The 25,135-nt window shown below is 31.2% G+C and carries 25 protein-coding genes; 16 read left to right on the top strand and 9 right to left on the bottom strand.

All coding sequences use genetic code 11. The annotated features are described in order from the left end of the window. Positions 1 to 32 precede the first annotated feature (32 nt). The gene (locus H526_RS0126220; RefSeq protein WP_027395663.1) at positions 33 to 833 is read right to left on the bottom strand and encodes a tetratricopeptide repeat protein; all 801 of its coding nucleotides are present in this window, start codon (positions 831 to 833) and stop codon (positions 33 to 35) included. Continuing rightward, on the bottom strand, positions 830 to 1,432 hold the full coding sequence (locus H526_RS0126215) for an RNA polymerase sigma factor (RefSeq protein ID WP_245591241.1): 603 nt from the start codon (positions 1,430 to 1,432) through the stop codon (positions 830 to 832). The genes H526_RS0126220 and H526_RS0126215 overlap by 4 nt, the downstream gene beginning before the upstream one ends. Positions 1,433 to 1,487: 55 nt before the next feature. On the opposite strand from H526_RS0126215, the gene H526_RS0126210 reads away from it, so the two are divergent. From H526_RS0126210 to H526_RS0126135, 16 genes are all read left to right on the top strand, one after another. Continuing rightward, positions 1,488 to 1,964 carry a hypothetical protein gene (locus H526_RS0126210; protein ID WP_027395661.1) on the top strand — a complete coding sequence of 159 codons (477 nt, stop codon included), beginning with the start codon at positions 1,488 to 1,490 and terminating at the stop codon, positions 1,962 to 1,964. 1 nt (position 1,965) lies between these two features. Next, complete coding sequence (locus H526_RS0126205) at positions 1,966 to 4,692, top strand: CHAT domain-containing protein (RefSeq protein ID WP_027395660.1); 2,727 nt, start codon at positions 1,966 to 1,968, stop codon at positions 4,690 to 4,692. Between the two features lie 42 nt (positions 4,693 to 4,734). Next, a complete protein-coding gene (locus H526_RS0126200) occupies positions 4,735 to 6,336 on the top strand; it encodes a vitamin K epoxide reductase family protein (RefSeq protein ID WP_027395659.1) in 1,602 nt (533 codons plus the stop codon). A 123-nt stretch (positions 6,337 to 6,459) separates the two neighbouring features. After that, on the top strand, positions 6,460 to 6,657 hold the full coding sequence (locus H526_RS0126195; RefSeq protein ID WP_027395658.1) for a hypothetical protein: 198 nt from the start codon (positions 6,460 to 6,462) through the stop codon (positions 6,655 to 6,657). A gap of 190 nt (positions 6,658 to 6,847) precedes the next feature. Further along, the gene (locus H526_RS0126190) at positions 6,848 to 7,078 is read left to right on the top strand and encodes a hypothetical protein (RefSeq protein ID WP_027395657.1); all 231 of its coding nucleotides are present in this window, start codon (positions 6,848 to 6,850) and stop codon (positions 7,076 to 7,078) included. Between the two features lie 79 nt (positions 7,079 to 7,157). Continuing rightward, on the top strand, positions 7,158 to 7,340 hold the full coding sequence (locus tag H526_RS0126185; RefSeq protein ID WP_027395656.1) for a hypothetical protein: 183 nt from the start codon (positions 7,158 to 7,160) through the stop codon (positions 7,338 to 7,340). Between the two features lie 473 nt (positions 7,341 to 7,813). Beyond that, a complete protein-coding gene (locus H526_RS0126180; protein WP_245591240.1) occupies positions 7,814 to 10,681 on the top strand; it encodes a M16 family metallopeptidase in 2,868 nt (955 codons plus the stop codon). Positions 10,682 to 10,830: 149 nt separating this feature from the next. After that, entirely contained in the window at positions 10,831 to 12,042 is a 1,212-nt protein-coding gene (locus tag H526_RS0126175; protein WP_027395654.1) for a hypothetical protein, read from the top strand. A 137-nt stretch (positions 12,043 to 12,179) separates the two neighbouring features. Next, positions 12,180 to 12,944 (top strand): ParA family protein, encoded by a 765-nt coding sequence (locus tag H526_RS0126170; protein ID WP_027395653.1) that lies wholly within the window; start codon positions 12,180 to 12,182, stop codon positions 12,942 to 12,944. Between the two features lie 6 nt (positions 12,945 to 12,950). Beyond that, positions 12,951 to 13,856 carry a ParB/RepB/Spo0J family partition protein gene (locus H526_RS0126165; RefSeq protein WP_027395652.1) on the top strand — a complete coding sequence of 302 codons (906 nt, stop codon included), beginning with the start codon at positions 12,951 to 12,953 and terminating at the stop codon, positions 13,854 to 13,856. Beyond that, positions 13,846 to 14,460, top strand: a complete 615-nt coding sequence (locus H526_RS0126160) for a DUF5683 domain-containing protein (RefSeq protein WP_035086784.1) — start codon at positions 13,846 to 13,848, stop codon at positions 14,458 to 14,460. The genes H526_RS0126165 and H526_RS0126160 overlap by 11 nt, the downstream gene beginning before the upstream one ends. Before the next feature lie 35 nt (positions 14,461 to 14,495). Then, the gene (dapB, locus tag H526_RS0126155; protein ID WP_027395650.1) at positions 14,496 to 15,194 is read left to right on the top strand and encodes a 4-hydroxy-tetrahydrodipicolinate reductase; all 699 of its coding nucleotides are present in this window, start codon (positions 14,496 to 14,498) and stop codon (positions 15,192 to 15,194) included. A gap of 63 nt (positions 15,195 to 15,257) precedes the next feature. Further along, positions 15,258 to 16,829: a signal peptidase I gene (gene lepB, locus H526_RS0126150; RefSeq protein WP_027395649.1), complete on the top strand. Its 1,572-nt coding sequence runs from the start codon at positions 15,258 to 15,260 to the stop codon at positions 16,827 to 16,829. Between the two features lie 67 nt (positions 16,830 to 16,896). After that, the gene (locus H526_RS0126145; protein WP_027395648.1) at positions 16,897 to 17,526 is read left to right on the top strand and encodes a WbqC family protein; all 630 of its coding nucleotides are present in this window, start codon (positions 16,897 to 16,899) and stop codon (positions 17,524 to 17,526) included. Further along, positions 17,526 to 17,834, top strand: a complete 309-nt coding sequence (locus H526_RS0126140; protein WP_027395647.1) for a DUF6122 family protein — start codon at positions 17,526 to 17,528, stop codon at positions 17,832 to 17,834. The genes H526_RS0126145 and H526_RS0126140 overlap by 1 nt, the downstream gene beginning before the upstream one ends. A gap of 76 nt (positions 17,835 to 17,910) precedes the next feature. Next, positions 17,911 to 18,681: a M949_RS01915 family surface polysaccharide biosynthesis protein gene (locus H526_RS0126135; protein WP_027395646.1), complete on the top strand. Its 771-nt coding sequence runs from the start codon at positions 17,911 to 17,913 to the stop codon at positions 18,679 to 18,681. A 1-nt stretch (position 18,682) separates the two neighbouring features. Here H526_RS0126135 and H526_RS0126130 read toward each other — a convergent pair whose 3' ends face one another. The 7 genes from H526_RS0126130 to H526_RS0126100 all read right to left on the bottom strand — a co-directional run bounded on the left by H526_RS0126130 (position 18,683) and on the right by H526_RS0126100 (position 25,056). Continuing rightward, the gene (locus H526_RS0126130) at positions 18,683 to 19,699 is read right to left on the bottom strand and encodes an endonuclease/exonuclease/phosphatase family protein (protein WP_027395645.1); all 1,017 of its coding nucleotides are present in this window, start codon (positions 19,697 to 19,699) and stop codon (positions 18,683 to 18,685) included. Between the two features lie 2 nt (positions 19,700 to 19,701). Beyond that, the gene (locus tag H526_RS0126125; RefSeq protein ID WP_027395644.1) at positions 19,702 to 20,598 is read right to left on the bottom strand and encodes a rhomboid family protein; all 897 of its coding nucleotides are present in this window, start codon (positions 20,596 to 20,598) and stop codon (positions 19,702 to 19,704) included. Further along, complete coding sequence (locus tag H526_RS0126120) at positions 20,598 to 21,356, bottom strand: rhomboid family intramembrane serine protease (protein WP_027395643.1); 759 nt, start codon at positions 21,354 to 21,356, stop codon at positions 20,598 to 20,600. The genes H526_RS0126125 and H526_RS0126120 overlap by 1 nt, the downstream gene beginning before the upstream one ends. 6 nt (positions 21,357 to 21,362) lie before the next feature. Further along, positions 21,363 to 23,240 carry a DNA mismatch repair endonuclease MutL gene (mutL, locus tag H526_RS0126115; RefSeq protein WP_027395642.1) on the bottom strand — a complete coding sequence of 626 codons (1,878 nt, stop codon included), beginning with the start codon at positions 23,238 to 23,240 and terminating at the stop codon, positions 21,363 to 21,365. Next, entirely contained in the window at positions 23,241 to 23,534 is a 294-nt protein-coding gene (locus tag H526_RS0126110; protein ID WP_027395641.1) for a hypothetical protein, read from the bottom strand. Between the two features lie 162 nt (positions 23,535 to 23,696). Next, positions 23,697 to 24,194 carry a 6,7-dimethyl-8-ribityllumazine synthase gene (gene ribH, locus H526_RS0126105; RefSeq protein ID WP_027395640.1) on the bottom strand — a complete coding sequence of 166 codons (498 nt, stop codon included), beginning with the start codon at positions 24,192 to 24,194 and terminating at the stop codon, positions 23,697 to 23,699. Between the two features lie 88 nt (positions 24,195 to 24,282). Further along, positions 24,283 to 25,056: a tetratricopeptide repeat protein gene (locus H526_RS0126100; RefSeq protein WP_027395639.1), complete on the bottom strand. Its 774-nt coding sequence runs from the start codon at positions 25,054 to 25,056 to the stop codon at positions 24,283 to 24,285. Positions 25,057 to 25,135: the final 79 nt, after the last annotated feature.

Here is a 25,135-nt window from a genome sequence, read left to right as displayed (position 1 = left end):
ACTTGTTTTCTTCTTAAAAAAAGAAGATGTTTTTATTTCTTATTTAACTTATTCAATAATTCTTTTGCTTTACTCTGATTGTAAAGAGAATCCTGTACTATAGTTTCTAAATTTTTAATTGCTTCATCCATTCTATCAGATTTCAAAAACACCAATGATTTAAACCAATACCCCTTTTCCCCGTCAACTAAATCGCTATCAATTAAAGTATTTAATATTTCCTGAGCCTTGTTATATTCTTTTAATTCAGTATGAGATATTGCCTTATACAAATACAGTAAACTATTCTTTTTATCTTCTTCTAAGGCCTTATCTAAATATATGATCGCTCTTTCGTATTTCTTGCTCTTAAAATCACTTTCGGCTTCTACTAAATTGTTTTCCTCTACATTCGCTCCCCTATTTACAAGAGATGGCAATTTCTCTTTCATAATATACTCTGTATAAAGCTCTTCAGTAGTAACAGAAGAATTAAAAAAGAAAATACTAAATGTAATTATTACCACTACAACAGCCGCTATAGATGAAAGGGTAAAAATGTTTCTATTCGTTCGATTTTGATATTGGAATGATGCTTTTTCTATATTTTCCTTTATTTCCTGAGTCTTCGAATCATTAAACAAAATATCATACTCTTCTATTTCTTTGGTCTGCTTTTTAGTGTAGTAACTCCAATCTTTATCATTAAGGCCTTCAAAAAGCTGTTTTTCCAAGAGGTATGATTTTTTAAATTCATCATCCGTTTCTATTCTGTTTAGAAAATCAATTCTATCTTCTTCAGAAAGTTCATCTCTTAAAAACTGTTCTATTAATATATCTTCTTCTAAACTCATATTTCGATCAATGATTTATATCTTTCATCGTTTTCAATTAACTCTATTAGCTTCTTTTTACATTTAAAAACACGTTGTCTAACGGCAGATTCAGAATTATATTCAGTAGTTGCTACTATTTCTTTATAAGGTGTTTTAGCAAAAAAAAGTGTCAATATATTTTTACAATTGCCTGAAATTTTATCTAATTTTTCAACTAACAATTCCTGTCGTTTTTGTTCCATAACCGCTAATGAATAATCTCTATACTCACTTGTCAGTTCAATAACACCCTTATTTGTTACCCTCTTTTTGTAACTATTTAACTCTCTCCTCCATAAATTTTTACAAACTTTAAACAAATATCCACCAAAACTAGTCTCGATAGTAATACCTTCTTTTCTATGCCGCACTGCAATTTGTAGTAATGCCTTTTGAAAAACATCTTTTGCATCCTCCTCATTACCATTGTTTTGCAAAACAAATTTCTTTACTAAAGGAAAATTTGTTGTGTAAACTTTATTGATAATTTTAGAATCACCATCTATAAGTGCGTCCAAGACATTCTTCCCCATTATTATTTTTTTGTAAAGCAAAAGTAAAATTTTATACTTTCGCATGGGTAACATTATATATTTTTCTGAACAGAGGAGTAAATCAAAAAAAAAGTAAAAAATGAAAAATCAATTTTTATTAGGAGTACTTGCTCTTTTCAGTATAATCAGTTGTGAACAAAAGGAACTTCTTGTCAACAATGATAACTCTAAAACAGAATCATTGTTCGAAAACAAATCTGCCACAGGCATTCCATATGCAGAAGTTCTTATTACTCATCAACCGGGATTTCCAGAATCTAAAAAAGAAGCTAAAAGAATATGTTTTGCAGATTACTTTGACGTAACCATTCAAAGTGTGACGCAATGCAACACTAACCCGAATACAGAAATATTAAGATTTCCAAATACAGTTTTAAGACCTACAAATGGAGATCCGCTTGAAGCTGATGATGAAGACGAGCAAAAACCACCACCATTATACTTAGAATTCAATCCTATTGTCATTTCTGTTGATCAACTATCAGAAGCCGCTAGTGAATGTGGTCTTTTAGATGCTACTGAAATAATCAACTGTGATAATCTGATTATTTTTTAGAATGTATTTAAAATTTAAGTTTTATATACTTACTTTTTTTTTATTCTTTTCAGTTCTTTTAGTACAAAAACTAAATGCTCAATATAGCTACCAAGAGATTAAATCCTTAAGCTTAACTGAAGATATTACAGAAAAAAAAGCAGACCATATACTTAATTCGATATTAAAAAGGGATACGCTCTATGCTAAAACAGCACACAGTTTATCCTTTTTCTTTAAAAAGAATCAAAAAAATTATGATTTAGCCATAAAATATGGTCAAATTGAGATAGCAACTTTAGATAGCTTAAACATCAATGATAGTAATTACACTAATGGTTTATATAATTTAGGCAAATTCTTTTTTTTAAAAGAAAAATACGATAAGGCTATAGAATACTACAACAAAGCGATTAAATCCAATAAATTCCCTAAAAAAGTTGCCCAATCGTATTGTGAAATTGCGGATTGTTATTTTGAAAAAGGAGATTATTATAAATCCATAAATTATTATAATAAAGGCTTACCTCTTCTAGAGAAACACGGATCAGAAGTAAGTCTTGTTTTAAAATACAATCAGCTTTCTAAAAATTGTAATAAAATGAATTCTAAAGAAAGTACTGATCTTGGAATTTATTATTTAAAAAAAGGAGATAGTATCATCAAAAACTCTCCAGAAACTAATAGGTTTAACCGTTATATTCATGGTTTAAACACGGGTTTCGCAAATCTATATGCATTGCCGCATAGGTACAATTTTAATAAAGCGAAGGACTATTATAACCAAAACCTTCGTAGTTCTTTATCCGAAGATGATAGTTTAACAATAGCTAATACATATTTAAACATAGGAGAATTATATTTAAAAAGAAAAAATGATAGCTGCCTTTATTTTTTCAAAGAAAGTTTACGATATGACTCGATAAAAAAAACAGACACTTATGAAACTTATAGAAACTTAGCCGATTATTATACCTCTAAACTAGAATACAATAAAGCACTATCCCAAGTAGAAACATCTATAACTCATAATTTAAGGGTTACTTCATCAGACAATCTTGATTTAATTTCTATAAAAAAATTGTTAGATCTTAAAGATCAAAGATCAATCATTAGTGCCCTAAAAGCTAAAACAAAAATATTATTAAGCCTTTACGAAAAAGAGCATAATAATGAACATTTACTAGAAGGTATTAAAACGGTTCATTTTGCCAATAAGTTGGTTACACTACTTGTAAACTATAGCACTGAAACGGCAACTAAATATCTATGGCGAGAAGAAGTTTCTGAAATCTTTAATTTAGGTGTTTATATTGCCTATTTATTAAAGGACTCAGAATTAATGTTTCAGTTTATAGAAGAAGACAAAGCATTTCTTCTAACTCAGGATATTAATGCTAATATTAAAAATGTAAACCTTCCTCAACATATTATTAACAAACAAATACAATTTAGAAAAAGAATCCTTGAATTAGAGAGCAAAAGTAAAAATAGCAATCTATCTCAAAAAAAAGATTCTCTGTTTAACCTCAAGATTGTCTATCAGAATTTTAAAGATTCTCTTCAAGAGAAGTATCCCACTTATTTCGAAAACAAAAATAAAGTACAACTGATTTCGTTAGAAGATGCAATTGCACAATTAGACAACCGAAGTGTTGTTATTTCATATAGCATATTAGACAACACGAATGAAATAAACCAAAAAACCATTTTAGGTGTATTTATCTCTAAAACCGTCACTATTCCTTTTAAAGTTGAAGACTCAGAGGAAACCTTAAAGCAGTTAAAAAAGTATAAAAAAGTAATTTCGAAACCATTAAGAACCAAAAAGGAGTTTCACCAGTTTTATAAGACATCGTACCTTTTATATAATAATCTTATGCCAACCGATAGGATCAAAAAAGGTATTCATAAAAAGCATCTTATTGTTATTCTTGATGATGAATTACAAAACACACCTTTCGAAGCTTTTACGACAACTAACAATAAACTAAAGTATCTTATAGAAGATCATGACTTAAGTTATGCGTATTCCTTGTCGTTCCTAAATTTCAATAAAGACATTCAAAGAAAGTATACTAAAGAACTATCCTCTTTTGCGCCTGTACATTTTAATCTATCCAAACTCCCCTCCTTAACATATTCAGAAAATGAAATTAATCAGATTCATGAGATGTTTACTTCAAGTCAAAGTTATATGCACGTTAATGCGTCTAAAAACAACTTCTTAAGCAGTAGCATTGATTCTAAAATTATTCATTTAGCAACACACGCTGATGCTAGCAAAAAACCTGTAATTTATTTCGCAAAAGATTCATTAGAACTTCACGAACTCTATACATACAAAAACAATGCTGATTTAGTTGTTTTAAGTGCCTGCGAAACAAATCTTGGGGAAGTTAAAAAAGGAGAAGGAGTGCTCAACCTCACCCGAGGTTTCTTTTATTCTGGTGCAAATTCGGTTATTTCATCCATTTGGAAAATTAATGATGGTACAAGCTCCTCAATCATGCAAGATTTTTATTCTAACTTAAAAGACAAACAGTCAAAAGTCTCAGCATTAAACAATGCGAAGAGAAAATACTTATCAGAAAACAGCTTATCAGAAAAATCACCTTATTATTGGGCCTCATTTATTCTAGTAGGCGATACTGAACCAACCTTCAATAGTAGCTTTCACGCTTATTACCTAATCGCATTTTTACTACTTCTAGTTTTATTTTTATTTTTTATGAAAAAAAAAGGGTAACATTTCAATCATTATTGAACAGTCTCGTAAATATTCTAAATTTTGAAAGACAGTTTAATATATATTACACAAAGGTTATTAAAAAAGAATAAAATTTCTTTTGATAAAAAAGAGTTTAGTTTTCAGATCCAAAGTCATCCATCATACCCAAGCTTACATGCAATAACTGGAGTATTAGATCATTTTAACATAGAGAACATTGCAGCCGATGTTCCCGTAAACTCAGAAACACTAGCACAATTACCTAATAATTTTTTAGCCCAGATCTATCTTGATAATAATGGTAAAGACCTAGTATTTGTTGAAAAAGACAAAAAAACAAAAGATTATAATATCCTTTCAAAGGATAACGAAAAGGAAACTGTCTCTCAAGAACAATTCTTACAAAAATTTACGGGAATTATAGTAGCTGTAGAAAATGAAAAAAATGAAAGTAAAACCGTAAAAACGTCTAATACAAAAGAAATCTTATTATTTGGTGTACTTACAGTCTCGTTTTTTATAGCGTTATTTTATCAACGACCTCTATTAATTAATCTTGTTCATACCGTATTATCTATACTCGGGATTATAATTAGTTTAGTGATACTAAAACAAGAAAATGGAGAAAAAACGAGTATTGGAAATGCATTTTGCTCAGGAAATACAGAAAAAAAAGATTGTGATGCTGTTTTAACTTCTAAAGGAGCTAATCTTTTTAAAGGTCATAAACTAAGCGATCTAAGTTTACTGTATTTTTCGGGCTTAACTCTTACTTCTTTATTACTCACCGCAAATTTTTACACGATTCATCTCATTAGCATTTTAGCTTCTATTATTACATTATACTCTATATACTACCAATATGCTATTATCAAAAAATGGTGTTTACTATGTTTAACAATAGTTGGCATTTTATGGGTACAATCTGTCATTAGCTATTCCAATATTGAATCATCTAATTTAATTACAGTATACAGTATTGCCATATTCATTTTAAGTTATACTATCGTGTACACCATCTGGAATTATTTAAAACCCATTTTTATACAGCAAAAAGATCTACAAAAAAACAAAATAGCGTATCTAAAATTTAAAAGAAATTACACTTTATTTGACAGTTTACTCCAAAGGTCTGCAACATTAGATACTAACATAGACAATTTGCAAGAAATAATTTTTGGAAACGCTTCTTCCAAATTAGAACTACTAATTGTTACGAATCCCTTTTGTGGACATTGTAAACCAGTACACACAATTATTGAAAATATTTTAAAACAACACGGGAATAATGTTAGAATAATAGTTCGTTTTAACACTAATGTGGACCATTTAGAATCAAATCAAATAAAAGTAACAAGTAGATTAGTAGAGCTATATAATACACAAGGCCCAGAAATATGCCGACAAGCAATGAGCGCTATTTATAAAGGAGAGAACGTTGAAAAATGGATCCAAACTTGGGGTGTTACTAATAACTTAAAAGCTAGTTTATCTGTTTTGAATACTGAAAAAGAATGGTGTACTAATAATGGTATAAATTTTACCCCAGAAATACTAATAAACGGAAAGGCTTATCCAAAAGAATATGAAAGAAAAGATCTACTATTTTTTATAGAAGACTTAGAAGAAAGCTACAATACTGAATCAGTACTCACCTACTAGCATAGCATCAATAGCAAAACCCCAAACTGGGGTTTTGCATAAACATATTCTCTCGCGAAGAATAGACATATAAAGTGAGTGTCTTAAAATGTTCACTACAAAAATAATTTTTAAATATTTATTATGAAAAAATCAATTTTAGAACTGGGGAAAACTTTAAACAAATCAGCGCAAAAAGAAATTAACGGAGGCCGCGCATTTTTTGACTGTTCAGATTTATGTAGAATTAGGGAAGAAGATAGACAATATCATATAGCACTTCAAATGGAGTTATATGGTGCAGATTTTTCTCATTGTACCTGTAGTGGACATTCTTGTTAACATCAGATTATTTAAAATACATAAAAGAAGTAGAATCTACTTCTTTTATGTATTTATCAAGCAAAAAAATCTTTAAAAAGCGTTTAGATTATTAGCAAACGTCTCTTTAAATAAATTCTCTCGCAAAGAATAGGCACATACAGTGAGTGTCTTAAAATGTTCACTGCAAAATAATTTTTAAATATTTATTATGAAAAAATCAATTTTAAAACTAGGAAAAGCTTTAACTAAATTGGATCAGAAACTCATTAAAGGAGGTACAGATCCTATTGCTGGTTTTCCTGGAGGTGGAGGAAATGGAGGAGGTTCAGGAGATTCTTCCAGATGTTTCTGCTTAATACAAAAATTTGGAGGATTTTATCCTGTTTATGTAGACTGCAATGACAAATGTACTGATGGTAGTGATCCTCTATCTAATTAGTTTAAAAACTATAAAAGAATAGACATAAATGGTGAGTGTCTATAAATATTCCCTGTAAAATAATTTTTAAATATCTATTATGAAAAATCAAATTTTAAACATAGGAAAGCCTTTAAACAAAATAGAACAAAAGAAAGTCTTTGGAGGTAAATTCGGTGGCGAATGTAAGTCCGCTAGAGAGTGTTGGATGGCAACAGGTCAAACTGGTAGCGCAACTGACTACATATGTATTGATGGACATTGTGCCTTTAATCCATTTTAAATTATTATAGTCAAACATTTTTACACCTATCAAAAGGAATAAAAATAGGTTATAATAGTACTGGGAAGCAAAACTTCCCAGTATATTTTTCTTTGTAATTTTGTCCATAAACATTTTGTTTGATTAAAAAATGAAATCCTTCATTTCTTTCCTAAAAACTAATACCCAAGCTTCCCCCACTAAACTAGAAATGCAATATACTTCACAGGTCATTTTACAGTTGTAGATAAAGTGTCTTCGTTTTTTTATAAAGTAACTAGGTAACAAATCTATTCTTTACGACACTTATATATATATAGAATAGCTAATTAAAAAATTATAAAAGATTACCAGCTATAGAACTTCTATACAACAGAAAACTCATCAAAATCAAATATTCAACTAAAAAAATAGTTCAATAATAAAAAGTTTAACTACTTTTAAAAAATAATCAAGGAACAAATTCACACTAACCTAACCATAATATGTCATCGATGATTAAAAAAACAATTTTTAATACATTTATTGGAGCTTTTTTATGTAGTATCCCATTTTCCGGAATAGCTCAATCTAGCGATACTAAAGAGTTAAACGCAGCATCTAATGTAAAAAATGAAGATAAAATACCCGTAGATCCTAATGTAAAGATTGGGAAATTAAAAAATGGTCTCACCTATTATATACGTAATAATGGAAAACCTGAAGACAAGGTCGAATTAAGATTAGTTGTAAACGCAGGTTCTATTTTAGAGGACGAAAACCAATTAGGTTTGGCTCATTTTATGGAACATATGAACTTTAATGGAACTAAGAACTTTAAAAAGAATGATCTTGTAGATTACCTACAAACCATTGGAGTTAAATTTGGAGCGGACCTTAACGCATATACTAGTTTTGATCAAACAGTTTATATTCTCCCTATTCCAAGTGATGATCCAGAAAAGCTAGAAAAAGGATTTCAAATCATTGAAGATTGGGCGCATAACGCAGAATTAACCGAAGAAGCTATTGATGGAGAAAGAGGTGTCGTACTAGAAGAATACCGTTTAGGTAAAGGTGCTAATGAGCGTATGCTACAAGAGTATTTACCTATTATAGCATATAACTCTAGATATTCGGAACGTTTACCTATAGGGACTAAAAAAATATTAGAAAACTTCAAATATGAAGATGTAAGGAGTTTTTACAAAGACTGGTATCGTCCAGATTTAATGTCCGTAGTAGCAGTAGGTGATCTTGATGTAGCTACCTTGGAGCAAAAAATTAAAGATCACTTTAGTGGCTTACAAATGCCGTTAAACCCTAAGAAAAGAGAAACTTACGACACCCCTAATCATAAAGAAACGCTTATTGCTGTTGTATCGGATAAAGAAGCCTCAAACTCTGTTGTTAGACTTATGTATAAAGACAGAGAGGTTTCAGAACCAATGACTACAGTAGGAGATTACAGGAAGGCCATTGTAGAAAGAGTATTTACCCAAATGATGAATAGCCGTTTAAACGAATTACGTAATAAACCTAATCCACCATTTGTATTCGCAGGAAGTAGTCATAGTGGAACTTTTGCCCGTAATAGGGAAGCATATCAATCCTTTGCCTTAACCTCAGAAACAGGTCAGTTAATCGCTTTAAAAACAATACTTCAAGAAAACAAAAGAGTTCAAAAACATGGATTTAAAGCTAGTGAATTAGAGCGTGCAAAGAAGCAAATTTCTGCTAATTGGGAAAAGCAATTTAAAGATAAAGACAAAAGAGAATCTGCTCGTATTATCGGTGAGTATATTAACAACTATCTAGAACAAGAACCAATTCCAGGGATCGAATGGGAATATCAATACACAATGTCACAACTACCAACCATTACTCTTGAAGAGGTTAATGGACTGATTAAAGATTTTTTACACGATGACAATCGAGCTGTAGTTATGACTGGACCAGAAAAAGATGGTTTAAAACAAGTAACAAAAGAAGAAATCCTTGCATTACTAAAAGAAATAGAAACAGCAGATATTGAGGATTACAAAGATGAGAAAGTTCGTGAAAATTTAATTGAAAAAATGCCAAGTCCTGGTACAGTGGTATCATCTAAAAAAGACGAAAAACTTGATGTTACTATTTTAGAATTAAGTAACGGAGCCAAAATCACATATAAGAAAACTGATTTTAAAAATGATGAAATCTTATTTTCTGCGTATAGCTATGGAGGAAGCTCTTTATTTTCATTAGAAGATTACAAGCAAGTAAGTTTTGGATTGGGGAGTATTGCTCAAACCGGACTCGGAGGATTATCTCTTAACGACATGAATAAAGTAATGGCTGGGAAAATTGCTAGAGTTCGTCCGTATATAAATAATTTATCCGAAGGATTTAATGGGTCTGCTACTCCCAAAGATTTAGAAGTGCTATTTCAACAAATACACCTTTACTTTACGAGTCTTAATAAAGATGAAAAAGCGTTTAGGTCAGATCAAGAAAAAACAAAAGGTTTTTTAGCAAACTATCTATCCAATCCACAAAGTTATTTTAGAGAAGAGTTTAACAAATTTCAATTTGAAAAAAATCCAAGGTATACTGGTTTTCCTACGCCGGAGAAATTAGATGCTGTTAATTATGATTTAGCCTATGAGAAATATAAAGAAAGATTTGCCGGAGCTGGAGGTTTTAATTTCTATTTTGTGGGTAACATTGACGAATCTAAACTAAAACAATACGCAGAAACATATATTGCTAGCTTGCCAGATACTGGTAAAGATGAGACCTATAAAGTTTCTGATTTCAGACCATTATCCGGTGCTCATGAAAAAACAGTGTATAGAGGTAAAGATCCAAAAAGTTCTGTAAACATTATTTGGAGAGGAGAAACAACCTATAATAAATCAGAAAAATTAGCAATCGAAGCTTTAGGAGAAATTCTAAGTATCAAGCTTATTGAAAAACTTAGAGAAGAAGAAGGTGGTGTATATGGTGTTGGAGCTAGAGGTAATATGTACAAGATAGGACCATCTGGCGGTTATAGTGGATATCGTTTTTCAATCTCGTTCCCTTGTGGACCAGAAAATGTAAAAAAACTGACTGATGCTGCTATTGCAGAAGTAAAAACAATAATAACCGAAGGGCCAACTGATAAGGATTTGGCTAAAATAAAAGAATCCAGATTATTAGATTATAAAGAACAAAGTAAGCAAAATTCATTCTGGTTAGGTAATCTTCAAAATGCAGATTATAATCAGATCAAATTAGAAATCGGAGATACATATGCAGAAACTATTCAAAAATTATCTAAACAAGATATTCAAAAAATAGCTCAAAAATATGTAGATACTGGTTATATTTTAGGTGTATTAATGCCAGAAAAAGAATAAATAAAACATAATATTCACTCCGAAGGCCGTCTGTTTCAGTAGACGGCCTTTTTTATTTATGAACCTAAATAAAATTAAAAAAATATCCCATTCTATACAGTTACATTTATTCATTTAATGACACTATAATGTATAAATAAATAGCAAAAATGAAGAATACAATTATTTTACTAATCGCATTATTAATAAGTACAATAACTTCTGCTCAAAATAAATTTGAACCAGGAACTATCCATTTAAAAGACGGATCAAAACAAAAGGGATTGATTCAATTTTTTAATAAAAAAAATTACAAATCAATTCTATTTAAAAAACTAGAAGAGAGTGAGGTAAAAACGTTTACAACTAATCAAATTGATTATTATGCTTTTGATAATGTTGATAAAAAAGTAATTACCGAGTTAATCAACCTCTCTCCTGTTTTTCTTGAAGTAATTATTGAAGGAAAAGCAAGTTTCCTTTTATACAATGATAAAAATGGTGACAAAAGATATTTTCTGAAATCCAAAAAATCAGGTTTGAAAGAACTGGATATTATTACAAAAAACAAAGGGGACTTGAGTAAAGGACAATTCAAGTTAAAACGATATGTTGGAATTTTAAATCTTGAATTTAATGATTGTGAAAACTTAAAAATCCGAGCAAATAATATTAAACTAACACTAACCAGTTTATCTAAAGCCTTTTTAGAATATAACAATTGTTCAGGAAGTACCTCTTTTAGTTCCGAACGATTAAAAAGAGAAGATATACATGACCTTGTAATACTAGCAGGTTTATATTCTACAAAAATTAAAGAAAAAGGAGACGGAATAAGAGGAATGGGGTTTGAAAACTCTTTAACGCCATCAATAGAAATCCATTATATATATACTTCTACTCTATTCAACTCTAAAACTTCACTTTCGATTGGAGCTTCCTATAATGAGATAAACTCAGAAACAGACTACTTTAGAAACGTCCCTGTTTTAATAGGAGATTATGTCACAACCAAAGTAAATCCTAAAACTTTAAATCTTAGGTTTGGTATTTATTATAACTTTAGTCAATCAAAGAAAAAATTAAATAGCAACTTAGGGATATTTTATATAAATAGTCGGTTACTTAATTCAGATAAAACATATCTAAGGATTGATACTGATGGAAATGAAGAATATTTTTATGAAGATTTTAATGTTCCAATATTAAAGTCTTCTTCGGGATTTGCGATAGAGCTAGGTTTTAATTACAATGTTTATAAAAATAATGACATAATAGCTAAGGTAGGGTATGAAAGAATAGGAGATTTTTTAGATTTTGTAGGAGCTACATATGCAAGTAATACATTCACTCTAAAATTAGGTTATAGTTTTAATTTATAACTTTTATATAATAATAACATCTTCTCAGAGACCGTCAACACTGATGGTCTCTTTTTTATTAAGCACTGTTAATATTTTTCATTTTTATAATGTATAATTAATTGTATTTTTATCGCTTAAAATCCAAATCTCCCCCTATGGGTAAAATAATAGCGATTGCCAATCAAAAGGGTGGTGTTGGTAAAACAACCACCTCTGTAAATTTAGCTGCTTCTCTAGGAGTATTAGAGAAAAAAGTATTATTAATAGATGCTGATCCACAAGCCAACGCGACTTCTGGATTAGGATTAGATGTAGAAAGTGTCGAAAAAGGAACGTATCAGATTCTAGAACACACCATCAATCCTAAAGAAGCAATATTAGAAACTACTTCTCCTAATGTAGATATTATACCAGCACATATCGATCTTGTTGCTATCGAAATCGAATTAGTAGATAAAGACGAACGCGAGTATATGCTAAAAAAAGCAATCGATGATCTTAGATCAGCGTATGATTACATACTGATTGATTGCGCACCTTCATTAGGTTTATTAACGTTAAATGCATTAACCGCATCTGATTCTGTTATTATACCTATCCAATGTGAATATTTTGCTTTAGAAGGGTTGGGGAAATTACTTAACACTATCAAAAGTGTTCAGAAAATCCATAATCAACAATTGGATATAGAAGGATTATTACTTACCATGTATGATTCTAGATTACGATTATCGAATCAAGTGGTAGAAGAAGTGCAAAAACATTTTAATGAAATGGTTTTTAAAACAATCATTCAGAGAAATATACGTTTAAGTGAAGCTCCTAGTTACGGTGAGAGCATAATTAATTATGATGCTTCTAGTAAAGGTGCCAGCAATTACTTAAGTTTGGCACACGAGATTATAAAGAAAAATAGTTAAGGATTCATGGCGAAGGCAACCAAAAAACAAGCATTAGGTAGAGGTTTATCAGCTTTGCTGAAAGACCCGGAAAATGATATAAAATCAGCTGATGATAAAAATGCTGATAAGGTAGTTGGTAATATTATAGAATTAGATCTTAATAGTATTGAGGTTAATCCTTTTCAACCAAGGACCAGTTTTAATGACGAAACACTTCAAGAGCTTGCTACTTCAATAAAAGAAATAGGTGTGATACAACCTATAACTGTTCGTAAGTTAGATTTTGATAAATATCAATTAGTTAGTGGAGAAAGACGTTTTCGTGCATCTAAATTAGTTGGCTTAAAAACGATTCCTGCATACATCCGTATTGCCGATGATCAAGAATCGTTAACTATGGCTTTGGTAGAAAATATCCAACGTCAAGATTTAGATCCAATAGAGATTTCTCTATCATACCAGCGATTGATCGATGAGATTAAGTTAACTCAAGAACAATTAAGTGATCGTGTAGGTAAAAAAAGATCTACTATTGCGAATTATCTAAGACTATTAAAATTAGACCCTATTGTACAAACAGGTATTAGAGATGGTTTTATCTCTATGGGGCATGGAAGAGCATTGATTAATATCGACGATCAACAACAGCAACTCGATATTTATGAAAAAATTATAGGAGATTCTTTATCTGTCCGTAACACTGAAAAATTAGTTAGGTCTTTAAACAATAAAGAAGAAAAAACCGATACTGAAAAAACGGAAAATAAGGCTCCTCAATATATTTTGAAAGGAATTAAAGATTTCTCAGAATATTTTGGAGCTAAGATTGATGTTAAAGTTTCCAGTAATGGACGAGGGAAATTAATAATCCCGTTTTCTTCTGAAGAAGATTTTAAACGCCTAAAGAAACTTATTGATAGTGAAAACTAAGTCATTTTATATTATTTTATTTTTATGCTTTTTTGTTCATAATGCTTTTTCTCAAGAAGAAAATGAGAATAAAGAGAATGATGAATTAAAAGTAGTTACAGAAAAAGTAGCAGTTAAAAAGAAAAAGAAGAAAAGAAATAAAAAAATTAGACCCTATGAGCCTTTGGCGCCAGCTCGTGCTGCTTTTTACTCTGCTGTACTTCCCGGTTTAGGTCAAGCATATACAGGGAAATACTGGAAAATACCAATTGTTTATGGAGCGTTAGGTGCAGGAGTATACTTTTATTTGGACAACAACAGGATTTACAACGAACTAAGAGATGCTTACAAAGGTAGATTAGCTGGGATAGATCCAAATGATTTAGATTTTCCTGATTTTAGTGATGAACAATTAATTGATTTACAAAGACGTTTTAGAAGAGATCAAGAGTTATCTTTATTGATTACTGCTGGCTTGTATGTTCTTAACATTATAGATGCTAATGTTACTGCTCATTTACAACAATTTAATGTCTCAAAAGACCTTTCTTTTAAACCCAAAATAAAATTCAACGAATTTGATGCCAGACCTAGTTATGTTATGTCATTAAATTATAGTTTTTAGATTTTATAACCAATAACCAACAACCACCAAAAAATATGAATATTGCTCTTTTAGGATATGGCAGAATGGGTAAAACCATAGAAAAAATTGCAACAGAGAGAGGTCATTCCATTGTTCTTATTGTTGATAAGGATGATAAGGATTATGATGTATCTGTAGCTGATGTAGCTATTGATTTCAGCATCCCGTCTGCAGCGGTAAACAATATCACGAACTGCTTCAATGCTGGAGTACCGATTATATCTGGCACTACAGGTTGGTTAGATAATTATGATCATATCATATCTTTATGTAAGGAGAAAAAAGGAGGTTTTATTTATGCTTCAAACTATAGCTTAGGTGTTAACTTGTTCTTTGAACTAAATAAAAAATTAGCAAAAATGATGCATCCTATTGAAGGATATGACATCAAAATGGAAGAAATTCATCATACGAAAAAATTAGATGCTCCAAGTGGAACCGCTATTACTTTAGCCGAAGGAGTTATCGAAAATAGTAATAAAGATGGATGGCTTTTAGATCAAGGAAATGAGACAACAATACCTATTGTTGCAAAAAGAATTGAAAATGTTCCTGGAACTCATACCGTTACCTATACTTCTGCTGTAGATGATATAGAAATCAAGCATACTGCACATAACCGACAAGGTTTTGCGTTGGGAGCTGTTGTGGCTGCAGAATGGTTATCTGGTAAAACAGGTGTTTATGGAATGAAAGACGTTTTAGGCTTATAACTAAAAAACAAAAAGTGTAACACTTTTGATATTACTTACACTTATATTAAAAACATATACAGAATGACACTATCAGAATGGTTTATTTTTTTCCTGGCAGTACAAGTAATACATTTCTTGGGAACTTGGAAACTATACGTTAAAGCAGGAAGGAAAGCTTGGGAAGCAGCAGTACCTGTATACAATGCAGTTGTTTTAATGAAAATAATTAACCGTCCTTGGTGGTGGGTTATATTACTGTTTATTCCGGTAATCAATGTGATTATGCTTCCGGTTGTATGGGTAGAAACCATTAGAAGTTTTGGAAAAAATACAACAACTGATACCATACTAGTAATTGTAACATTAGGTTTCTACATTTATTATGTAAACTATATGTTAGATGTAAAGCACATAGAGGATAGGGATCTAAAACCCAAAACAGGCACTGGAGAATGGATCAGCTCTATTCTTTTTGCAGTAGTCGCAGCAACATTGGTTCACACATATTTTATGCAACCATATACTATACCAACAGGATCTTTAGAAAGAACACTTTTGGTTGGTGATTTCTTGTTTGTAAGTAAGTTTCATTATGGGGCGAGAACACCAATGACATCAGTTTCTTTTCCTATGGTTCACGATACCATTCCTTTAGTAAAGACTAAATCATACAATAGTGACATCCAATATCCATATTTTAGACTACCAGGTTTTCAAAAAATAAAACGTAATGATATTGTAGTATTTAGCTGGCCTGTGGATACGGTTCGATTTTTTAGAGACCCTTCTGGAATCAACGTTTATAAACCAATTGATAAAAAATCAAATTATGTAAAACGATGCGTAGGTATTCCTGGTGATTCTTTATCTGTAGTTGATGGATATGTATATATTAACGGAAAACAAACCGAGTTACCTGATAGAGCCGAAACTCAATTTACTTATACTTTTAAAAATACTGGAGGTCAATTTTCTGAAGACGCATTATACGAACGTTACAGAATCAAACCTGGAGAAATTGGTTTCGACCGACAACTACAGCGGCCTTTCGTATTCTTAACTGAAGAAAATGCCCAAAAATTTAAAAATAAACCAGGTGTTTCTGAATTAAAAAGAAGAATTGAACCTAAGGGAGAAAGAGATTCTAGAATTTTTCCTAACAACGGAAAAGTTAACTGGAATGTTGATAATTTCGGTGCAATTTATATTCCTGAAGCTGGTAAAACAGTAAAAATGGATCTAAAGAGTTTTTCTTTGTACAGAAGAATCATAGAAGTTTATGAAGGTTCAGAAATGGGAATAGATAATAAATTATCCGTAAATGGAACTCAAATCCTACTAAATGGAAACCCTATCGATAGTTACACCTTTAAGCAAGATTATTACTGGATGATGGGAGATAATCGACATAATAGTGAAGACAGTCGTGCTTGGGGATATGTGCCAGCGAATCATATTGTAGGTAAGCCTGTTTTTATCTGGATGAGCTGGGACACTAATGCTAAAGGTTTATTTAATAAAATACGATGGGAACGCCTGTTTACAACCGTTGGAGGTAATGGTAAACCTGTATCTTATTTCTATTATTTCTTAATTGCATTAGCAGGGTGGATAGTTTTCAGTAAATACCGCAAGAAAAAGAAAGCTGCGTAATACTATATATTTGTCCGTATATCCATCAAGCTTATTATCGTAATAAAACAAGTAATACAATTTTAGATTGAAAAACGTCCTACTCCACCCTATGTATTTTGGGTCTATTTCTCAGTATGCAGTAATAGCGCAATCTGATTCGATTATTTTTGAAAATGAGGACAACTATCAAAAACAAACGTATCGCAGCAGAAACTATATTTATGGCGCAAATGGAAAGCTATTATTAACCATCCCAATAAAACATACTGGAGATAAACAAAATAATAAGCAATTATATAAGGATGTTAAAATAGAAAACGAATTTAAGTGGCAGTTACTCCATTGGAAATCTATCGAATCTGCATATCGAACTTCTCCGTTTTTTGAATATTATGAAGATGAGATGATACATCTTTTTGAAAAAAGAAAAAATTTCTTATTAGACTTTAATTATGAATGTATGGAGGTTATTCAGGATTGCCTGCAACTAGATATTTCGTATACGAAAACATTAACTTATCAAAAAGAAGTCGAAACTGTAATTGATCTTAGAACATTGGTAAATGCCAAAAAAGAGAAACAATACGAGCTATCGTCTTATATCCAGGTGTTTTCGAATAAGTACGGTTTCATTTCTAACCTTTCTATTTTAGATCTCTTATTTAATGAGGGAACGAACGCGCTTACTTATTTAGAAGAACAACAAATTTTTTAATGTTTCGCACATTAGTACATTACGGATTTCATTTTCTTATACCACTTGGTATTGCTCTTATACTATTCCCTAAACAATGGAAAAAAGTATATCTTTTTTTTTTAGGAGCAATGTTAATTGATTTAGATCATTTAATAGCAAATCCTATTTTTGATCCAAACAGATGTAGTATTGGGTTTCACTTCTTACATAGCTTACCAGCAATTATTTTGTACCTTTTAATACTAATTCCTAAAAAAACAAGAATTATTGGAATGGCATTGCTTTGGCACATTCTTACTGACTCTATTGATTGTTTAATGATATAGATCTTCTATTTAGAAAATATTTTTTAAATTTAGTACATAAATAAGCCCCCTAACGTTATTTATAAACCATATATCTATGAATAAACTTCTACTTTCTATCGTTATTCTTACATTTTTTTCTTGTGGTAAACAAACCAAAGATCCCAAAGAAGATTCTAATGCGCAAACAAAAAAAATTAACGCATTACCAATAGAAAAACACGCTACAATACCTGTAGACACTGCATTAGCTAGAAAACTTACCAAAAAAGAAATGAACGCCGTTTTCTCTAACAGAAGACAGATTCAATTAGGCCTTTCCTATCCATTATATCAAGCATATAATTATAAAGATGATTCTGGTGAATATTACCTACTACTTACGGATCATAAAAAAATAATAAACGAAGAAAAAGATACTTTATATGACAATATATATGGAGTAAACTTACGAGTAGAAAAAAATCAATTCAAAAAAAGATCAACTATCAAAGGCGAAATAGATAAAGATTGGGAGGCATCAGTTGGTTTCTGGAATCAATATTCGCGACTATCAGATTTTGATGGAGATGGTATAATAGATCCTATAATCGTTTATGGCACAATTACTCCGAGTAAATACGAAGATGGCAGGGTAAGAATCATTGCTTATAATAAAAAAAGCAGAGTGACTATCAAACACCAGAATAGCGAAATTCCTGATGGGAGAACTACCAAAATAAATAAAAAGTTCTATAATTTCCCGCCACAAATACAAGAAGCTGTTAAAACAATAATGAAATCAATGATTGAAAATGGTCATGCTGTTTTTGCAGACGATTGGGAAAAAAAGATGGCCAATAACGCTATAAGATTAGAAAATCAATAGATCAAAGCTTGATTCTAGAAGATATTGGATAATGATCCGAAAGCTCCACATCATAGCTCTTAAAACTAATTACTTCTGTATCATCTGGAACTAAAATAAAATCAATTCTAGCTGGAAATAACTCAAAATTAAAGGTTTTCCCAAAGCCTTTACCTGCTTCTTTAAAAGTATCTTGCAAATCTTCTGACTTTATTTTATCATATATATAAGAATATGCAGTATTGTTAAAATCACCCATTACGATATTTCTATATGGTGATGACTTCATATGATCAATTAGTTGCTCTGCTTGACTTTGTTGTTTTTTAAAAGAAGTCTGGATACGTTTTAATAACTTTTGAGAATCCGCTTTTGCCAGATCATCTGTTTTAGTGCTAATGCCGTGTGACTGCAAATGCACATTATAGACTCTTACTGTATCCATATCAGTAACAATATCAGCAAAAATGACATTATTAGCGGTTTTTTCAAAACTTAATGACCCCTTGTTTATAAAAGGGAATTTAGAAAATATAACTAATGCTAGTTCTTTACTGCGATGATGAAAATAATCATATTTATAATCATATTGTGTAAAATCTATATCAGGGTTATTATAAAATTCCTGCGCACAGAAAATGTCAGGATTTTCGGTTTTTACTAATTCCGAAATCTCTTTTGGTATTTCGTCTGAATCAATCCATTTAAATCGATTAAATGCATGAACATTATAACTAAGTAATGAAAGTGTTTTATCTGTATTATCTGACGATTTCCCACTTAACTTATATAAGGATGTTACATGAGATATACCCAATACTAGTACAATTAACGATAATAACATCTTACGCTTAAGAAGGACTGCCCAATACAATAAAAATAATGCATTAACAACAATCAATATAGGAACTGCAAGACTTAAGACAGATAATAAAGGAAATGTTTGAGGAGAAACATAGGGTAATAAATAAGACATCAATAAGGCAAAAGCCGCCAACGAATTGATAAAAAACACTATCTTATTTATCAGCTTTCTCATACCTAATCTTTGCCCGCCTTAAACAAAAAGTCTTTTTCCTGCTTGGTTAGGCTATCATAACCACTTTTACTTATTTTATCCAATATCGCGTCTATTTCTGCTTGATTGGGGTTCTTAATTTTGGGTGCACCAGGCTTTTTAGAAACAGCATTTTTAGATTTCTTAGCTTTATGAACTGTTTTTAAAGGACTCTTCTTTTTAGGTTTAAACATACTTACCGTAGCATCCATAAACTTCTCAAAACCACTTCCAATATCATTTCCTTTTTTAAGTTGCACAGCGTACAAATAACCAAATAAAGCTCCTCCCAAATGTGCTATATGTCCACCTGCATTCCCAGAAGGTATTTGAATAACATCTAATATCACAAAAAAAGTTGCAATCCACCAGAACTTAACACTCCCAATAAACATTAACCTAACCGACATATGCGGTATATAAGCCGCGGTAGCTATTAGAATAGCCATTACAGAAGCAGAAGCTCCAAGTAATACGGAACTACCTACTTTAGAGAATGCTGGAAATAAATTATATGACAACATATAAAATATTGCTCCCATAATTGCTCCTAAAAAATAAACAGTTAACACCCGTTTTCCGGTAAGATAAGAAACAAAATATTTCCCAGAAAAGTATAAGATAATCATGTTAGAAGCAATATGCCAAAACCCACTATGTAGAAAAGCATACGTAACGACTGACCAAGGTTTCGTTAAAAACTCTCCTAGCTCTTTCGGAAAAGTGAACCAATCCGTTATAAATCCGCTGGAAGAATCAAATAAGTATGCAAATGTATTTATAAAATAAAATGCTATAAATACCACCACATTAACCGTAATTAGTTTTTCTATGATAGAAAAACTCTTGAACTTCAATTTTAAATCGTCCATCTGTGACATTAATTCCAACGATTTTGATTAAACGAATTCTTTTTCCAGTACCACATGGTAATAAACCCTATAACTGCTCCACCGATATGCGCCCAATGAGCAACATTCGTTGCCCCATAAATACTTTGACCAGTTATTCCTCCAAACAAGTCTAAAGCAAAGTATCCCGCAACCATATACTTAGCCTTTATCGGCACTGGAATAAACATTAGATATAATGGTAAATTAGGGTATAACACAGCAAAAGCAACTATAACTCCAGAAATAGCTCCAGAAGCACCCACCATAGGAGTTAAGTATGAACCAATCATTTGTTCAGTTACTTCTTGCGATATATTTGGATATACCGTATACTTCCCTGTTGCCAATGTGTTATTCAAAAATTCTTTTATCTCTAAAACAGTAAATCCTGCCTCCTGATACGCTTGATATCCTGGTAAAAACTGGAAATAAGTAAACAAAATTTGCAAACCTGCTGCGCCTAGCCCAGAAGAAAAATATAAAAACAAAAACTTTTTCTGTCCAACCGAATTTTCTAAATGACTTCCAAACATATATAACATAAACATATTAAAAAGAATATGCGTAAATGTTGACTGGCTATGCATAAACATATGCGTAACAATCTGCCATATTTGAAAATTATCATTTTTCGGGAACCACAATGCAAATAATCTAAAAGCTGTATCTCCGAGAGTTAATGCACCTATAAAAAAGATTACATTAATTATTAATAAAGTTTTTACTGTATCTGTAATTCTCCCCATGTACTTTTAAAATTTTTTATCTATATCATCTACTGTTAACGTGATGAATGTTGGCTTATTATCTGGTGTTACTGTTGGTTCTGTGCAAGCAAAAAGACTATTTACTATATGCTGCAATTGCTCTTTTCCTAAATTAACACCAGTTCTTACTGCAATACTTCCTGAAATAGATCTTGCTAAAAGATCAGTTAAAGAGAATCCACTATCTGGAACTTCTTGTTCGATATCACTAATTAATTTTTCTAACAGTACCGAAACTTCACTTTCTGTTGTAACTGTAGGTATACCTGATATCGAAACCTCTCCATCTGTAATTTCTCCAAAAACAAACCCTGTATTTTCTAACTGCTCCTGAACCTCCTTTAATAATTGTATTTCTTGTTTAGAAAAAGACAATTTTAATGGAAACAGCAATTGCTGACTAACAGCACTCGCCATAGTAATATTACGTAGTACCTCTTCATAAAGTACTCGCTGATGTGCTCTATTTTGGTGTATTATTACCATTCCACTTTTAATTGTGGTAATGATATACTTCCTTCTCAACTGGTATGTAGTATTATGCTCTAATTCTGTCTGCTGATCTCCATCAAATAACGAACCTGTTACTTCCGAACTCTCAAATTGAATAGAAGAAAACTCACTCTCTGTTTGTTTAGAGTGTATTTCGGTTGTATCCAAACCAGCATATAAATTTTCCCAACTACCTGCTGATTCTTTTTTTAAATTATTATAGTTCTTTGTAGATGAAAAAGATGAATCTTCTTTTTTATCCTCCTTAAAAGGGTTAAAACTTCTGTCTACCTCTATAGTGGGTGTTTGGGCCATTTTACTTTTATACTCATATGGAGTATCCATGGAAGAATCTCTATTAAAATCTAAAACAGGAGCTACATTAAATTGCCCTAAACTATGTTTAATTGTAGAACGTAACATTGCATATAATGCGTGCTCATCATCAAACTTAATTTCAGTTTTTGTCGGATGAATATTAATATCTATAGAGGTTGGATCTACTGTGAGATAAATAAAATAACTTGGATGTGTTTTTTCTTTTAACAATCCTTCAAAAGCTGAATTTACTCCATGGTTAAGATATGCACTTTTAATAAATCTATTATTTACAAAAAAGAATTGTTCACCTCTAGTTCTTTTTGCATATTCAGGTTTACAGACAAACCCGGTAATACTTACTAAATCAGTTTCCTCATCAATCGGAACCAATTTCTCATTCGTTTTTCCTCCAAAAATATGTACTATTCTCTGACGATGATTTGCTGCCGGTAGACTAAAAACCTCACTTCCATTATGATACATATCAAACTTAATATCTGGATGTACCATAGCTACTCGATGAAATTCATCAATTATATGTCGAAGTTCTACAGTATTTGATTTTAAAAAATTTCGTCTTGCCGGAATATTATAAAACAAATTCTTAACACATATAGAAGTTCCTTTCGGAGTAACACAAACTTCCTGAGAAGTCACTTCACTCCCTTCTATCTTTATTTCAGTTCCAACCTCATCATTTTCCTGCTTAGTCTTTAACTCGACATGAGCAATAGCTGCAATAGAAGCAAGTGCCTCTCCCCTAAATCCTTTTGTATTTAATTGGAAAAGGTCTTCTGCTGATTTTATTTTAGAAGTGGCATGACGCTCAAAACTAAGTCGCGCATCTGTAACACTCATCCCTACTCCATCATCAATTACTTGAATAAGTGTTTTTCCAGCCTCTTTAATTATTAATTTGATATGCTCAGCCTTAGCATCAATTGCATTTTCTAATAGTTCTTTTACTACAGAAGCAGGTCTCTGCACTACCTCTCCGGCAGCTATTTGATTGGCTACGTGATCCGGTAATAGTTGTATGATATCTGACATTTATTGTCGGGCAGTAAATATGGATAAATCAAAATCAATTAAATATAAAAAAATGAAGATTAACACAAATGCGACATAAATGACTCTTTTATTTATTTCTCGATTGCCTCTATTTCTACTAGCTTTTCGATCCTCACTCCATTGAGAGCCAAAGTCAATTGCATTTCTAGTATCGCGATATTTAGTAATTCTATTTTCGAAATCATAGATATTACCATCACTCTTTCCCTTATAATATCGGGGAGTGTAGTTGTACCTGCGATTAGTTTTTCTTTTAGGGATACTTAATTTCACGTGATGCTCCTTTCTTTTTATATTATTCAAATATACTTAAAATGCATAGTAATCTAAAGCTTTTAGCATTACAATAACATTGAAAATATGAACAGCAAGTATGATGCCGTTTTAGAATTAAGAAAAGAATATAATGATATAAGCTAGTATACTCAAGATCAATTAAAACTTTGCATCTTTGCGCAACTGAGCCATTTTTATAGCAGCGATAGCTGCCTCTGTTCCTTTATTACCGTGTTTACCTCCAGATCTATCAATAGATTGTTGCATATTATTATCTGTAAGTACACAAAATATAACAGGAATATCATTTTGGATATTTAGGTCTTTAATTCCTTGAGTAACTCCATCGCATACAAAATCAAAATGTTTAGTCTCTCCCTGAATTACACTCCCGATTGCAATTACGGCATCTAACATATCATACGATTCTTGCATTTTCTTACATCCATAGATAAGTTCAAAACTACCAGGAACATTCCATCGCACAATATTATCCTTGATAGCTCCACAATCTATTAACGCGTCAAATGCGCCTTGAAAAAGTCCTTCGGTAATGGTATCATTCCATTCCGAAACAACAATCCCAAACCGAAAATTTTTCGAATTTGGGATTGTTGTTTTATCGTATTGAGATAAATTTTTATTTTCTGTAGCCATTTTATTTAATGGTTTATTGTTGAAAAGTTGATAGTGCTTACTGTAAATTAATACTACCGCAAAAACTATGACCGAACAACTATGAATACTACTTAAGCATTCCTTGAGCTCTTCCTAAATGTACATCCGCTTGGTTAGCCTCAACACTTTTAGAAAACTCTTCTTTAATTCTTTCTAAATAAGTAACTGCTAATTCCGGTTTCCCTAATGATATTGCAGTTACAGCAGATTTTAATAAAAACTTAGGAGTCGTAAATTCGTTGCTCTTAGCTTTTGCGGCTCTTTCATAATACGATAAAGCTTCTCCCGTCTGATCTAATTGAGCAAAAGCATCACCTATTCCTCCTAATGCTAGCGGTCCTAACATTTCGTCATCACTCTTAAATTTATCAAGATGATCAATAGCTTCTTGATATTTTTTCATATTTAAATAAGAGAATCCTGCATAATAATTAGCAAGATTAGCTGCCTTAGTACCACCATAATTTTCAATGATCTCTAAGAATCCGTATTTCCCTTCTCCTCCGTTAAGAGCTAATGTATATAAAGAATCACTAACAGTGGTGTTTCCATTTACTGCATTATCAAAATATTGTTGCGCTTTGAACATTTCATTAGAAGCTTCTAATTCTTTAGGCTCCTGAACATATTTCTGATATCCAAGATATCCTAATACTACAGCGGCAATAGCACCAACAATGATAAATATATACTTTTGATTAGCAGCAACCCATTCTTCAGTTCGGGAAGCACCTTCATCCAAAGTATTAAATACCTCAGCAGTTGTAGAATTGTCTTCTAATTGCTCTACCTCTTCTGCTTTATTTTTTGGTTTGTATCCTCGTTTCTTATAAGTTGCCATAAATTATATTTAATGAACGGCAAAAATAAAATTTTTATTCATAATTAAAAGCGAAAATATTTGTTATTTTTCAATATTT

This window comes from Aquimarina latercula DSM 2041 (assembly GCF_000430645.1).
Classification (GTDB): domain Bacteria; phylum Bacteroidota; class Bacteroidia; order Flavobacteriales; family Flavobacteriaceae; genus Aquimarina; species Aquimarina latercula.
This window is presented reverse-complemented; position numbering and strand designations above follow the sequence as displayed.